The organism is Micromonospora musae (genome assembly GCF_003626635.1).
Taxonomy (GTDB): domain Bacteria; phylum Actinomycetota; class Actinomycetes; order Mycobacteriales; family Micromonosporaceae; genus Micromonospora; species Micromonospora musae.
The window spans coordinates 195,744-209,774 of record NZ_RAZT01000011.1 but is presented as its reverse complement, the minus strand read 5'-3'; the positions used below and the strand labels follow the sequence as shown (position 1 = coordinate 209,774).

The following is a 14,031-nucleotide window of genomic DNA, read 5'->3' as shown; positions in this document are numbered from 1 at the left end:
ACCGGGTTATCCACAGGAGTGACCCGTAATCCACAGGTTGTGCACAACCCCTTCCTGAGCTCCACGCCGGCGCCCGCACGCCGGCCCGCTGCTGGTCACGGCCGCGGACGACCACCGCGCCCTTGACAAACCGATCGATCGGACAAGACTGCCGGGGATGTCCGCCACCGACGATCACGCGCCGAGGTCCGGGGTCGAGGAGCGAGCAGGGGCACCGGACCAGGTGCGCCGGCCGGTTCCCCAGCCGCGGACCCGGATCGTGCTGGCCGAGGTGTCCCGCCGCGAGGACCGGCACGAACGGACCCGCGCCGAACTCGCCGAGCAGACCCGGGTCGGGGAGGCGCTCGTCCGAGGGCTCGTGCGGGCCCAGCTCGCGCTGGCGCTGCGGCTCTCCCTGGTCGTGCTGATCGGGCTCGGCGGCCTGCCCTGGCTCTTCGCCATCGCGCCCGCGGTGGGTCGGGTCACCGTGCTCGGCGTGAAGCTGCCCTGGCTGCTGCTCGGGGTCGCGAGCTTTCCGTTCCTGATCGGGGTGGGCTGGGCGTACGTGCGGCTCGCCGAACGCAACGAGCAGGACTTCACCGACCTGGTCCAGCGGCCGGAGCGCTGAGGTGGAGAACGGCCTCGTCATCCCGGCGATCGTCGCCGTCACCCTGCTCACCGTCGGCATCGGCTTCTGGGGGCTGCGGCTGGCCCGCACCACCTCCGACTTCCTCGTCGCCTCCCGGGCGGTCAGTCCGACGTGGAACGCGGCCGCGATCGGCGGCGAGTACCTCTCGGCCGCGTCTTTCCTGGGCGTCGCCGGGCTGATCCTCAAGTACGGCGTGGACGTGCTCTGGTACCCGGTCGGCTTCGCCGCCGGCTACCTGGCCCTGCTGCTCTTCGTGGCCGCCCCGCTGCGCCGCTCCGGAGCGTTCACCCTGCCCGACTTCTGCGAGCTGCGGCTGGGCTCCCGCCGACTGCGCATCCTCGCCACCGCCTTCGTGATCTTCATCGGCTGGCTCTACCTGGTGCCGCAGCTCCAGGGCGCGGGCCTCACCCTCGCCACGGTCACCGGCTCCGCGTATCCGGTGGGGGCCGTGCTGGTGGCCGTCGTGGTCACCGCGAACGTGGCGCTGGGCGGCATGCGGGCGATCACCTTCGTCCAGGCGTTCCAGTACTGGCTGAAGCTGACCGCGCTCGCGGTACCCGCGATCTTCCTGGCCCTGCAGTGGCAGGCCGACGCCCGGCCGGCCGTCACCCCGCCGGACGGTCCGACGTTCCGGACCGCGATCAGCGTCGTGGTCGAGCATCCCGCGACCCTCACGTTCCCCGACGGCGAGGTCCGGGGGGTACGCGCCGGCGAGACGGTCGTCTTCCAGGCCGGCGACCCGGTGCCGGAGGTCGCCGGCGTGACCATCGACGCCGCCGACTGGCTGCTGCCGAGCACGGCCGGGGCCGACGACCGGGGCCTGTTCGCCACGTACTCCCTGATCCTCGCCACCTTCCTCGGCACCATGGGGCTGCCGCACGTGCTGGTGCGCTTCTACACGAATCCGGACGGCGCCGCGGCCCGCCGGACGACCCTGGTCGTGCTGGCGCTGGTGGGCGTCTTCTACCTGCTCCCCACCATCTACGGGGTGCTCGGCCGCATCTACACCCCACAGCTGCTCGTCACCGGGCAGACCGACGCGGTGGTGGTGCTGCTGCCGGAGGCGGCCCTCGGCCACGGAACGACCGGCCGGCTGCTCGCGGCGCTCGTCGCGGCCGGCGCGTTCGCCGCCTTCCTCTCCACCTCCTCCGGCCTGCTCACCAGCGTGGCCGGGGTGATCTCGACGGACGTGCTCGGTCGCGGCTCGGTACGCGGCTTCCGACTGGCCACGGTGATCGCCGGCGTGGTGCCCGCGATCCTCGCCCTGAACGTCTCCGGGCTGGACGTCTCGCAGGTGGTGGGGCTCGCCTTCGCCGTCGCCGCGTCCAGCTTCTGCCCGCTGCTGGTGCTCGGCATCTGGTGGCGTGGGCTGACCGACCTCGGCGCCGCCGCCGGGGTGCTCGTCGGCGGCGGCGCCGCGATCGCCGCCGTACTGGTGACAGTGGTCGGTCCGCCGCTGCACGGCTGGCCGGCGACGCTCGTGGCGCAGCCGGCCGCGTGGACGGTACCGCTGGCGTTCGCCGTGACGGTGCTGGTGTCGGCGGCCTCCCGACGTCGGGTCCCCGCCGACGTCGGCGCCACGATGCTCCGGCTGCACGCCCCGGACACCCTGCGGCTGTGACGGTCAGCAGGCGTCGGTACCCGCGCAGAGCCGGTCGGCCACCGGTCGGACGAGCTGGGTGGCCTCCTGTGGCGTGGTGTCCTTGTCCACCCTGAGCTGCGCCACCAGGTCACCCTGCCGGACGAGGATCCACCGTGCCGGCCGCCCCTCCATCACGGAGCCCACCAGCATCGACTCGTCGCCGCCGAACCCCGCGGCCAGGACGGTCAGCGAGTCACCGGACCGGTGGGGGTCACACTCCTCGACCTGCTCGCGCATCGCGTCCAGGTGGGCCGCCGCGGCCTCGCCCGAGTAGCGGGTGACCCGCTGGATCAGCGAGTCCGTGGGCGAGTCGAAGACCCGGAACCGCTCGGCGACCTGGCCCCTAGCCAGTGACGCCGGCTGGTTGCGGCAGTTGGCGAAGACGGACTCCAGGGTCCAGTCCCCGTCCGGTTCGCCGTTCGTCATCGTGAAGCCCTTGGGCAGGTCGGCGAGTTGCATCATGGCTGCGGCCGGGATGCTCGTGTCGCGGCTCGGCGCGTTCGGTCCATCGTCGTTCGCCGGGCTCGACGGCGTCCCACCGGTGGGGCTGCCGCTGTCGTCCGGAGTCGGGTCGGCGCTGTGGCTGGGGCTCGTCGAGGGCGTCGGCGTCCGGTTCGGCGTCGGCGTCGGCGAGCCGGTGGCGGGCACCACCGGCGGCGCGGCATCCGGGTCGGCGCCCAGGGCGACAGCGCCGGCCGCGACCGCCACGACGGTCACCACGCCCGCCAGGCTCGCCGCGACACGGGTACGCCGGCTCCGCTGCCTCCCGCTACGGCGCACCTGCTCCACCGGCGCCCAGGCGAGGTTCTCGGTGTTCCGGTACAGATCGTCGAAGAGCTGGTCAGGCATGAGCGGCCTCCTCCGGCAGAGCGGTGTCGAGCATGGTTGCCAGGGCCTTGCGACCTCGGGCGAGACGGGCCTTCACGGTTCCGCTGGGCGCACCGGTCTGGGTGGCGATCTCGGCGACGGAGAGGTCGGCGAGGTGGTGCAGCACGACGGCCACCCGCTGCTCCTCGGGCAGGCGACGCAGCGCCATCACCAGAGCGACATTGTTCTCGTCGGGCGGCCCGGCGGACGGCTGGACGCCGTGCCTCCGGTAGGCGGTCAGCCCGTTACGGATCTTCCGCCACCGGTTGAGCAGCAGTCGCTGACCGACGGTACGGACCCACGCCTCGGCGTCCTCGTACTCGCTGATCCGGCGCCAGCGTTGCCAGGCGCGGACGTACGCCTCCTGCGCGGCGTCCTGCGCCTCGCCGAGGTCGCCGCTGAGCGCGTACAGCACGGTGACCACCCGATGTCTGGTGGTCCGGTAGAACTCCTCGAACCCCTCGTCCGTCTCCATGACCCTCCCGTCAGGTTCCTGCGTCCATCACCCGTGAGCGAGTGGACCGGTTGCAGGTGACCCGAATCCGTCCGGGGAATGACGGGCGGAGGTCCGGGTCGCCGGGCGGCGGCGTGCCATAGGAGGACCGGTACGTCGCGGGTATGACGGGAGGTCATCCCCCGGCGGGACTACCGGATCGCGGTCAAGGGATAGGTTCTGGTGCATGACCGATGAGCAGACGGCGCTGTGCCTTCGCGGCCTGGCCAAGCGGTTCGACGGCAAGGTGGCGGTGGCCGGCGTCGACCTGGACGTACCGGCCGGCTCCTTCTACGGCCTGCTCGGGCCGAACGGGGCCGGCAAGACCACCACGCTCTCGATGGCCGTCGGCCTGCTCCGGCCGGACGCGGGCCAGGCCCGGGTGCTCGGGCAGGACGTGTGGGCCGACCCGGTCCGCGCCAAGCAGCTGCTCGGCGTGATGCCCGACGGCGTACGCCTCTTCGACCGGCTCAGCGGCGCCGAGCTGCTGGCCTATCACGGTCTGCTGCGCGGAATGGACCCGGCGGTGGTCGACCAGCGGGCCGCGGAGCTGCTCGACGTGCTGGCGCTCACCGAGGCGGGCCGCACCCTGGTCGTCGACTACTCGGCCGGGATGAAGAAGAAGATCGGCCTGGCCTGCGCGCTGCTGCACGGGCCCCGTCTGCTCGTCCTGGACGAGCCGTTCGAGGCGGTCGACCCGGTCTCGGCGGCGCTGATCCGGGACATCCTGACCCGCTACGTCGGCAGCGGCGGGACGGTGGTCTTCTCCAGTCACGTCATGGAGGTCGTGGAGCGGCTCTGCTCACACGTGGCGATCCTCGCCGAGGGTGCGATCAAGCGGGTCGGCGCGATCGACGAGGTACGCGGGAAGCGCTCGCTCGAGGAGGTCTTCGTCGAGGTCGTCGGCGGCCGGACGGCGACCGGTGAGGAGCTGGCGTGGCTGTCGAACTGACCGCGCCGACCGGGCCGGTCCGCCGGGTTTCCGCCCGGCACTTCGTCCGGCTCAAGCTGCGGGTGATGGGCAACAACTTCCGTGGCCAGGGCTGGCGGGTCGCGCTCTTCCTGGGCGGCGCGCTGCTCGGGCTCTGGTTCGCCGGCAGCGGCTTCTTCCTGTTCGCGAGTCCCGGCCTGGCCGACACCGACCGGTACGCGACGATGGTCGCCGCCTTCGGTGGCGGCCTGGTGGTGCTCGGCTGGGTGCTGCTGCCCCTGATCTTCTTCGGCGTGGACGAGACGCTCGACCCGGCCCGCTTCGCGCTGCTGCCGCTGCCGCGCCGGACGCTGGTCACCGGCCTGCTCACGGCCGCCCTGGTCAGCGTGCCGGCGATTGCGGTGCTGCTGGCCCTCCTCGGGCTGGTCTTCACGGCCGGTGTGCTCGGCGGCTGGTCGGCCGCGCTCGTGGCGCTGGTCGGGGTGCTCCTCGGGGTGCTGCTCTGCGTGGCGGCCGCGCGGGCGGTCACCAGCGCCTTCGCCTCCATGCTCCGCTCGCGGCGGGTCCGTGACCTGGCCGCCGTGCTGCTCGCGGTCGCGGCCGCGCTGCTCGGCCCGCTGCAGCTGATCGGTGTCTCGGCGCTGCAGGATACGGAGTGGGAGCGCCTCGACGGGGTCTCGGAGGTGATCGGCTGGACTCCGCTCGGGGCGCCCTGGACGGCCGGTATCGACCTGGCCGAGGGGCGCGGCTGGGCCGCGCCGGTCAAGCTGCTGATCAGCGCGCTCACGGTGCTGGCGCTGCTCGCCTGGTGGTCCCGTTCGCTGGAGTCGGCGATGGTGGGTACGGCGAGCGGTGGGGGCACCCGGGCCAAGGGCGGCCCGGCCGGTGGTGCGGTGAGTCAGCTCTTCCCGCGCGCCGTCGGCTGGGCGCGGCGTGACCAGTTCGGCGCGCTCGTCGCCCGGGAGGCCCGCTACTGGTGGCGGGACGCTCGCCGGCGGGCCAACCTGATCACCATCGGGGTGGTCGGCATCTTCGTCCCGGTGCTGGTCAACCTCGGCGGCTCGGGCTTCGGCACGAACAGCGGGCAGGGCTTCGGCCAGGGCGCCGCGGAGCCGTCTCCGGTGCTGGTCAGCCTCTCGATGCTCTTCGTGGGTGTGGTCGCCGCGGTCACCCTCGCGAACCAGTTCGGCTTCGACGGCAGCGCGTACGCCGCGAACGTGGTGGCCGGGGTACGCGGTCAGCAGGAGCTGCGGGCCCGGATGACCGCGTTCTCGATCTACGTGGTGCCGATGCTCGGGGTGGTCTCGATCGTGATCGCCGTGGTGCTCGGCCGCCCGGGGTGGATCGGGCTGACCGCCGGCAGCCTCGTCGCCAGCTACGGCGCGGGGCTCGCGGTGAACTGCTTCGTCTCGATCCTCGGGGCGTACGCCCTGCCGGAGACGAGCAACCCGTTCGCCATGAACAGCGGCGGCGGAGTGGTCAAGAGCTTCCTCACCCTGCTCGCCATGCTGGTGACGGCGGTGGCGGCCGTGCCGATGGTGGTGGCCGCCGCGCTGCTCGGCGACGTCTGGCACTGGCTCGCGCTGCCGGTCGGCGTGGCGTACGGGCTGGGGGCCGCGCTGCTCGGCGCGTACCTGGCCGGGGACGTGCTGGACCGGCGGCAACCCGAACTGTTGGCCACCGTCACTCCGCGCCGCTGACGGCGACCGCCGACGGTGCCGCCGTGATCCGCACGGCGGCACCCGATCCGGCGGTGTGCCCGGGAATCCCGGCTCCGGTTCACAGCCGGTGGCTACGGTGCGGTGAGCCGTGACGAGGAGCCCCCATGAGCGAGCGCAGCGAGCGAATCATCCGGCACAGTGCACCGGTGCCTCATGACGGCACGCAGCGCAGCGGAGTGCCGGCATGAGCGAGCAGCCCCGCTACCGCACCGTGGTGGTCGACGGGCTCTCCGTCTTCTATCGGGAAGCGGGTCCGGCGGACGCGCCCGTCCTGCTCCTCCTGCACGGCTTCCCGTCCTCGTCCCGGATGTTCGAGCCGCTGTTGGGTCGGCTCGCCGACCGGTTCCGGCTGATCGCGCCGGACTATCCGGGGTTCGGGCACAGCGACGCTCCCGAGCCGGGCGGCTTCGCGTACACCTTCGACCGGATCGCCGAGGTGATGGCCCGGTTCGTGGCCACGATCGGGGTCGAGCGCCATCTGCTGTACGTCCAGGACTACGGCGGTCCGGTGGGCTTCCGGATGGCGCTGGCGGAACCGGGTCGGCTCACCGGCCTCGTGGTGCAGAACGCGGTCGCCCACGAGGTGGGGCTGGGGCCGCTCTGGGACGTCCGCCGGGAGTACTGGCGGGACCGGGCCGGCCATGAGGCGGCCGTGCGGGAGAATTTCCTCTCCCTCGCTGCGGCGCGTACCCGGCACGTGGGCGACGACCCGGATCCGCAGCGGTACGACCCGGACCTCTGGACCGACGAGCACGCCTTCCTCAGCCGCCCGGGTCAGGCCGCGATCCAGCTCGACCTCTTCTACGACTACCGGACGAACGTGGCGTCGTACCCCCGGTGGCAGGAGTGGCTGCGCCGTGAGCGGCCACGGCTGCTCGTCCTCTGGGGCCGCTACGACACCTCGTTCCAGGTGGCCGGGGCGGAGGCGTACCGCTCCGACGTGCCGGACGCCGAGGTGTACGTCCTGGACGGCGGCCACTTCCTGCTGGACACCCGGGCCGACGAGGTGGCCTCGCTGGTGCGGGGCTTCGCGTCCACCGGCCGCTGAACCCGGCCCGCGGGCACAATGTTTCACGTGAATCATGAGCCTGGCGCCGAGATCCACCACACCGATCCGTTCGCCGTACCGGCCGGCCAACGCTCGCCCGTACGCCGGCTGCGCGGCCGCCTGGCCTCACCGGTCACGCTCTGGACCGCGCCCGGGCCGGTCGGGCTGACGGTGTCGTCCACTCTGGTCGCCGAGGGCGAGCCGGATCGGCTGCTCGGACTGATCGACGCGGAGTCGGATCTGTGGGCGGCGGTCGAGTCGGCCGGCCGGTTCGCGGTGGCGCCGCTGGGCCCGGCCCACCGGCAGCTCGCGGACCGTTTCGCCGGCCTCTTCCCGGCCCCGGGCGGCCTCTTCGCCACCGGCGACTGGACCGAGACGCCGTACGGGCCGGTGCCGGCCGATGCCGGCGGATGGGCCGGGTGCCGGCTCGACGCCGCTCGCGAGTACGGCTGGTCACTGCTGGTCGAGGCGACCATCGAGGCGGTGGAGATGGTCGAGGAGGCGCAGCCGCTGCTGCACTACCGGGGCCGCTACCGGGAGCTGACGTGACGAGCACCGACCGCTCAACGGGGTGACCTGCGTCACTCGGCGCAGCCATCCCGCCGTTCGGCGCAGCCGCCGACCGAGGACGATCTCGGCCTTCCGCGCCGGGGAGCGCGCTTTCTAACGTGCGCGAAAATCCCCGACGCCTGTGAAGGTGGTGATCCACAAATGTCCACGGACACACCCGCGCCGGCCGCGTCCACGCCGGACCGGTACCTCGCCGTGCAGCGGTCGGACGAGTTCGCCGGGCTGCGGCGCGCCCTGCGCGGCTTCGTCTTCCCGATGACCGTCGCGTTCTTCCTGTGGTACGCGCTCTACGTCATCCTCTCCGCATACGCACGGGACTTCATGGGCACGAAGCTCTTCGGCAACATCAACGTCGCCCTGATCTTCGGGCTGCTCCAGTTCGTGTCCACGTTCCTGATCGCCTGGCTCTACTCCCGGCACGCCGACCGGAAGATCGATCCGGTCGCCGACCGGATCCGCGACGAGATCGGGGAGGTGACCCATGGATCAGATCCTCGCGGCTGAGGCGGGCAGCACCACCGCTCGCAACCTGACCATCACGCTCTTCCTGATCTTCGTGGCGGTGACCCTGGCGATCACCATCTGGGCCAGCCGGCAGACGAAGACCGCCACCGACTTCTACGCCGGCGGCCGGTCCTTCTCCGGCTTCCAGAACGGCATGGCGATCGGTGGCGACTACATGTCGGCCGCCTCGTTCCTCGGCATCGCCGGTCTCATCGCCCTCTACGGGTACGACGGCTTCCTCTACTCGATCGGGTTCCTGGTCGCCTGGCTGGTGGCGCTGCTGCTCGTCGCGGAACTGCTGCGCAACTCCGGCCGGTACACGATGGCCGACGTGCTGGCCTTCCGGATGCGCCAGCGTCCGGTGCGTACCGCCGCCGCGGTCTCCACCATCACCGTGTCGATCTTCTACCTGCTGGCCCAGATGGTGGGCGCGGGCGCGCTGGTCGCGCTCCTGCTCGGCATCAAGCCGGGCACCACGTTCCTCGGCATGGACGCGGACGCCGCCAAGATCGCCACCATCATCCTGGTCGGCGCCCTGATGATCATCTACGTCACGGTCGGGGGCATGAAGGGCACCACCTACGTGCAGATCGTCAAGGCGTTCCTGCTCATGGGCGGCGCCGTGATCATGACGCTGCTGGTGCTCGCCAAGTACAAGTTCAACCTCTCCTCGCTGCTCGGCGACGCCGCGGCGTCCTCCGGAAAGGGCGCCGCCTTCCTCGAACCCGGCCTGCGCTACGGGGTCGAGGTCGCCGGCAACTCGACGCAGACCTTCTACAACAAGATGGATCTGCTCTCGCTCGGCATCGCGCTGGTGCTCGGCACCGCCGGTCTTCCGCACATCCTGATCCGCTTCTACACCGTTCCGACGGCGAAGGCGGCCCGCAAGAGCGTGCTCTGGGCGATCGGCATCATCGGCACCTTCTACCTGCTCACCCTTGCCCTCGGCTTCGGCGCGGCGGCCCTCGTCGGTGGCGAGGCGATCACCGCCCAGGACCGGGCCGGCAACACGGCGGCCCCACAGCTCGCCCAGGTGCTCGGGGTGGACTTCCTCGGCGGCGACCTGGGCGGGGCGACGCTGCTCGCGATCATCGCCGCGGTCGCGTTCGCCACCATCCTCGCCGTGGTGGCCGGGTTGACCCTGGCCTCCTCGTCGAGCCTCGCGCACGACTTCTACGCCAACGTGCTGAAGAAGGGGGAGGCGTCGGAGCGGCAGGAGGTCCGGGTCGCCCGGATCTCCGCGCTGGTGATCGGCGCGGTGTCGATCGCCCTGTCGATCTTCGCGCAGAACCTGAACGTGGCGTTCCTCGTGGCGCTCGCGTTCGCGGTGGCCGCCTCCGGCAACCTGCCGGCCATCCTCTACAGCCTCTTCTGGAAGCGGTTCAACACCTCGGGCGCGGTCTGGGCCATCTACGGTGGCCTGCTCGCCGCAGTGGTGCTGGTCTTCTTCTCGCCGGTGGTCTCCGGAGCACCGACCGCGATGTTCCCGGACCACGACTGGCAGTGGTTCCCGCTCTCCAACCCGGGCCTGATCTCCATCCCGTTCGGCTTCCTCTGCGGGTGGATCGGCACGCTCATCTCCAAGGAGCGTGACGACGAGAAGTACGCGGAGCTGGAGGTGCGTGCCCTCACCGGGGCCGGCGCCCACTGACCGCGACGAACAGGAAAGGGCCTCCTCCCGAGGGGGCCCTTTCCCATGCCCGCACCGCGCCCGCGAGCGACGGTCGGGGCCGCCAGGCGGGACGCGAGCCGGGTCGACCCGCGTGGCCGGAGGCTGACGAACAGGCGACGCTAAGTAAGCTGGCGGGCATGAAGGTCGCTCCCCGCTTCGGCACCGGTCACCGCATCCTCGTCACCGGCGGCGCCGGCTTCGTGCCGTCACACCTGGTGGACGCCCTGATCGCGCGGGGTTGCACGGTGGTCGCGCTGGACAACTTCGTCACCGGGTCGAAGGAGAACGTCGCGCACCTGCTGGACACGCCGACGTTCACCCTGGTCGAGGCGGACATCTCCGACGGGCTGCCGGCCCACCCGGCCCTGGCCGAGCGGTTCGACGCGATCCTGCACATGGCGTCCCCGGCCAGCCCGACCGACTTCGAGAAGCTGCCCGTGGAGATCCTCCGGGTCGGTTCGGTGGCGACCCTGCACCTGCTGGACCGCGCGCTCGACGACGGCGCCCGGTTCCTGATGGCCTCCACCTCCGAGGCGTACGGGGACCCGAAGGAGCACCCGCAGCGCGAGTCGTACTGGGGCAACGTCAACCCGATCGGGCTCCGCAGCGTCTACGACGAGGCGAAGCGCTTCTCCGAGGCGGCGACGATGGCGTACCACCGCAGCCGGGGGCTCGACACGGCGATCGTGCGGATCTTCAACACGTACGGCCCACGGATGCGGCCGGACGACGGCCGGGCCATCCCCACCTTCATCTCCCAGGCCCTGCGCGGCGAGCCGATCACCGTGCACGGGACCGGCGACCAGACCCGGTCGATCTGCTACGTCGAGGACCTGGTCCGGGGCATCCTGCTGCTGCTCGACTCGACCGAGACCGGCCCGATCAACTGCGGGACCGAGCACGAGATGAGCATGCGGCAGCTCGCCGAGACCATCATCGGGCTCTGCGGCAGCAAGTCCGAGGTGACCTACATCACCCGCAGTGCGGACGACCCGGAGATGCGCCGGCCCGACCTGACCCTCGCCCGGAAGCTGCTCGGCTACGAGCCGACGGTGACGCCCGAGGACGGCCTCCGACGCACGATTGAGCACTTCCGCAGCCGTCTGGGCTGACTCCGGTCGGCACGCCCGAGGCGAACCTGGGCGTCGCCTGAGGGCGGCGGTGGCCGAACGTACGTACGCTGACTTACATGTCAGCCACCTCGTCCGCCGGCGTCCCGCACCCCTACCTGCACCGCAGCTCCGGGCGTGCGCCGGCGCCCGGCTCCGGGCGCGCGTCGGTGCCCGGCAACGCTCGCGGGGCCACCGCGCGCGTCCGGGCCTCCGACGGGTATCCGTCGTACGACGAGGTGCCGCAGGGCGGCGGGCCGGGCGGGCCCACCGGGCCGGGCGGACCGGGCGGACCGGGCGGCCCCGGCGGCGGTCGACCCGGCCGGCGCGGGCCGCGGCCGCGGTGGGGGCGCATCGCGCTCGTGGTCGGCGTGGCCGTGGTGGTGCTCGCGCTGCTCGGCGGCGTCGGCGCCTGGCTCTACGTGCGCAATCTCGACAAGGACCTCGCCCGGACCGACGCGTTCTCGGGGATCACCGAGGGGCGGCCGAGCAAGCAGGTGGAGGGGGCGCTCAACATCCTGCTGGTCGGCAGCGACTCCCGGGACCCGGACGCCCCGGTGGACCAGGCGGGCAAGTGGCGGGCCGACACGATCATCGTGATGCACATCCCCGCCAACCACCAGGAGGCCTACCTGGTCTCCATCCCCCGCGACCTGTACGTACCGATTCCGGAGAGCGCCAGCGCCAGCTGTGACTCCGGCCGGCGGGCGAAGATCAACGCAGCCTTCGCCTTCGGCGGTCTGCCGCTCGCGGTACGCACCGTCGAATGCTTCACCGACGTCCGGCTGGACCACGTCATGGCGATCGACTTCGCCGGCTTCAAGCAGGTCACCGACGCGCTCGGTGGGGTGGACCTGAACGTTGAGCGCACCGTCACCTCGATCCACAAGCCGTACCGGACGTTCACCAAGGGCATGAACCACATGGACGGCGCCGAGGCGCTGGACTGGATCCGGCAGCGCAAGCAGTTCCCGGACGGTGACTTCGCCCGGATGCGTCACCAGCAGGAGTTCCTCCGCGCCCTGATGGACAAGGCGGCGAGCAGCGGCACGCTGAGCAGCCCACGGAAGCTCAACGCCTTCCTCCAGTCGGTGACCGACGCCGTCACCGTCGACCAGGGCTTCTCGTTGGTCGACATGGGATTGCAGTTCCGCAGCCTGCGAGGTGAGAACCTGACCTTCGTGACCAACCCGAACTCCGGTAGCGAGACGATCAACGGAGAGTCGGTGGTGGTCTCCGACCGGGAGAAGGCCCTCGCGATGTACCGGGCCATGTCGGCCGACACGATGGCCGACTGGGTGAAGGCCAACCAGCAGAAGAAGAGCGACGGCGGCTGACCAGCCGCTCGCGCGGCGGCCGGCGGCCCGGTGTCGGCGGGAAAGTTCGCATTTCCTGAATACCAGCCACTGACCGGTCCCAATCTAACTGGCTGATCGGTCAGTATCCCTGGTGTCCCGCTGGGGTCGCGGAATTTGCGGCTGGACGAACTCGCCATGACCGCAAAGTGTCCGTACAGTGTTCTCGCCCCCTGATAACGCGAGCTGGAGCACGCATGCCGGTTCAGACCAGCCGTCGCCCTCCGTCGCTGGATCGCTCTCGTCCGCCTGCCGGCGGTTCCGCGGCCATCCCCTCCCAGGCCCGCGGTCGCCCGGGCGACCCGATCGCGCCCAAGAAGAAGCGCACCCGGCGCAAGGATCCGCTCTGGGCCCGCCTCACCGTCGTGTTCGGCGCGGTGCTGATGCTGACCAGCGGCGTCGCGATCGTCGGCAGCAAGGCCCTGATCAACCAGGCGACCGGCGAGATCGCTCAGCGCAACCTGCTCGGCGACGCCGGCAAGACCGACGCCGAGGGCGGCGCGAGCCTGGACGGTCCGATCGACATGCTGCTGCTCGGCGTGGACGCGCGGGAGCGCTGGGCGGCCGACGACGTCCGGTCGGACTCGATCATCATCCTGCACATCCCCGCCACGCACGACCAGGCCTACCTGATCTCGATCCCGCGGGACACCGAGGCGCACATCCCGGAGAACAAGAAGGCCGGCTGGAACGGCGGCACCGACAAGATCAACGCGGCCTTCCAGATCGGCGCCCGCAACGGCGGCGGCTGGGAGGGTGGCGCCCAGATGATGGCGAAGACCATCAAGGAGCTCACCGGGGTGAGCTTCGACGGTGGCGCGATCATCAACTTCGGCGGCTTCAAGAACGTGATCGACACGCTCGGCACGGTTCGAATCTGCGTGAAGCAGGAGGTCGAGTCGATCCACATGTCGTACGTGGACGGCAAGCCGATGTGGAACGCGGACGCCAAGAAGACCGGTAAGCAGATGAAGCCGGTGGTGCACAAGAAGGGCTGCCGGGAGATGGAGGGCTGGGCGGCGCTGGACTACGCCCGGCAGCGCAAGACCCTCACGAACGGCGACTACGACCGGCAGGCCAACCAGCAGCAGCTGATCAAGGCGATGGCCCGCAAGGCGACCGACAAGGGCATGCTGACCAACCCGCTCAAGCTCCAGCAGCTGATCAAGGCCGCCGGCAAGGCGTTCGTGCTCGACACCGGCGGCGCCAAGATCGAGAATTTCGTCTTCACCATGCGCGGCGTGACGGGGAACGAGCTGATCATGCTCAAGACGAACGCCGGCACCTTCAACGGCAACGACAGCGGCCGCGAGGAGCTGAGCGACGACTCGCTGGAGATGTTCAAGGCGGTCAAGGAGGACCGGCTCGCCCAGTACGTCTTCTACCACCCGGAAGTCATCTCGAACCGGAAGTGATCCGGGCGGGATCCGCGAAACGGACCGATCGGACGTGGCCCCACCCGTAGCCTGATCGTGAGGAGAACTCACGAAT

At 71.1% G+C, this 14,031-nt stretch carries 12 protein-coding genes and 1 pseudogene; 11 read left to right on the top strand and 2 right to left on the bottom strand.

Features of this window, described 5'->3' with window-relative positions; genetic code table 11:
* Window positions 1-157: 157 nt before the first annotated feature.
* Both D7044_RS22570 and D7044_RS22565 read left to right on the top strand, forming a co-directional pair.
* A complete protein-coding gene (locus D7044_RS22570) occupies window positions 158-607 on the top strand; it encodes a DUF485 domain-containing protein (RefSeq protein WP_233563526.1) in 450 nt (149 codons plus the stop codon).
* A gap of 1 nt (window position 608) precedes the next feature.
* Window positions 609-2,249: a sodium/solute symporter gene (locus D7044_RS22565; protein WP_120682930.1), complete on the top strand. Its 1,641-nt coding sequence runs from the start codon at window positions 609-611 to the stop codon at window positions 2,247-2,249.
* 3 nt (window positions 2,250-2,252) lie between these two features.
* Here D7044_RS22565 and D7044_RS22560 read toward each other — a convergent pair whose 3' ends face one another.
* Window positions 2,253-3,119, bottom strand: coding sequence for a hypothetical protein (locus tag D7044_RS22560; protein ID WP_120690116.1), 867 nt, complete (start codon window positions 3,117-3,119; stop codon window positions 2,253-2,255).
* On the bottom strand, window positions 3,112-3,612 hold the full coding sequence (locus tag D7044_RS22555) for a SigE family RNA polymerase sigma factor (RefSeq protein ID WP_120682934.1): 501 nt from the start codon (window positions 3,610-3,612) through the stop codon (window positions 3,112-3,114). The genes D7044_RS22560 and D7044_RS22555 overlap by 8 nt, the downstream gene beginning before the upstream one ends.
* A gap of 205 nt (window positions 3,613-3,817) precedes the next feature.
* Between D7044_RS22555 and D7044_RS22550 the strand changes: the two genes are divergently transcribed.
* The 9 genes and pseudogenes from D7044_RS22550 (at window position 3,818) to D7044_RS22510 (ending at window position 13,955) form a co-directional block, all read left to right on the top strand.
* Window positions 3,818-4,582 carry an ABC transporter ATP-binding protein gene (locus D7044_RS22550; protein WP_120682936.1) on the top strand — a complete coding sequence of 255 codons (765 nt, stop codon included), beginning with the start codon at window positions 3,818-3,820 and terminating at the stop codon, window positions 4,580-4,582.
* Window positions 4,567-6,261 (top strand): ABC transporter permease, encoded by a 1,695-nt coding sequence (locus D7044_RS22545; RefSeq protein ID WP_120690115.1) that lies wholly within the window; start codon window positions 4,567-4,569, stop codon window positions 6,259-6,261. Before D7044_RS22550 ends, D7044_RS22545 begins: the two co-directional genes overlap by 16 nt.
* A 205-nt stretch (window positions 6,262-6,466) precedes the next feature.
* Window positions 6,467-7,330 (top strand): alpha/beta fold hydrolase, encoded by an 864-nt coding sequence (locus D7044_RS22540; RefSeq protein ID WP_120690114.1) that lies wholly within the window; start codon window positions 6,467-6,469, stop codon window positions 7,328-7,330.
* Window positions 7,331-7,342: 12 nt separating this feature from the next.
* Window positions 7,343-7,879: pseudogene (locus D7044_RS22535) on the top strand (flavin reductase family protein); the annotation flags it as partial.
* Window positions 7,880-8,041: 162 nt separating this feature from the next.
* Window positions 8,042-8,404, top strand: a complete 363-nt coding sequence (locus D7044_RS22530) for a DUF485 domain-containing protein (protein ID WP_120682942.1) — start codon at window positions 8,042-8,044, stop codon at window positions 8,402-8,404.
* Window positions 8,382-10,055, top strand: coding sequence for a solute symporter family protein (locus D7044_RS22525; protein WP_120682945.1), 1,674 nt, complete (start codon window positions 8,382-8,384; stop codon window positions 10,053-10,055). The genes D7044_RS22530 and D7044_RS22525 overlap by 23 nt, the downstream gene beginning before the upstream one ends.
* 158 nt (window positions 10,056-10,213) lie before the next feature.
* Window positions 10,214-11,188 (top strand): NAD-dependent epimerase/dehydratase family protein, encoded by a 975-nt coding sequence (locus D7044_RS22520; RefSeq protein ID WP_120690113.1) that lies wholly within the window; start codon window positions 10,214-10,216, stop codon window positions 11,186-11,188.
* 77 nt (window positions 11,189-11,265) lie between these two features.
* The gene (locus D7044_RS22515) at window positions 11,266-12,522 is read left to right on the top strand and encodes an LCP family protein (RefSeq protein ID WP_120690112.1); all 1,257 of its coding nucleotides are present in this window, start codon (window positions 11,266-11,268) and stop codon (window positions 12,520-12,522) included.
* Between the two features lie 215 nt (window positions 12,523-12,737).
* Complete coding sequence (locus D7044_RS22510; protein WP_120682951.1) at window positions 12,738-13,955, top strand: LCP family protein; 1,218 nt, start codon at window positions 12,738-12,740, stop codon at window positions 13,953-13,955.
* The last annotated feature ends 76 nt before the right edge of the window (window positions 13,956-14,031 follow it).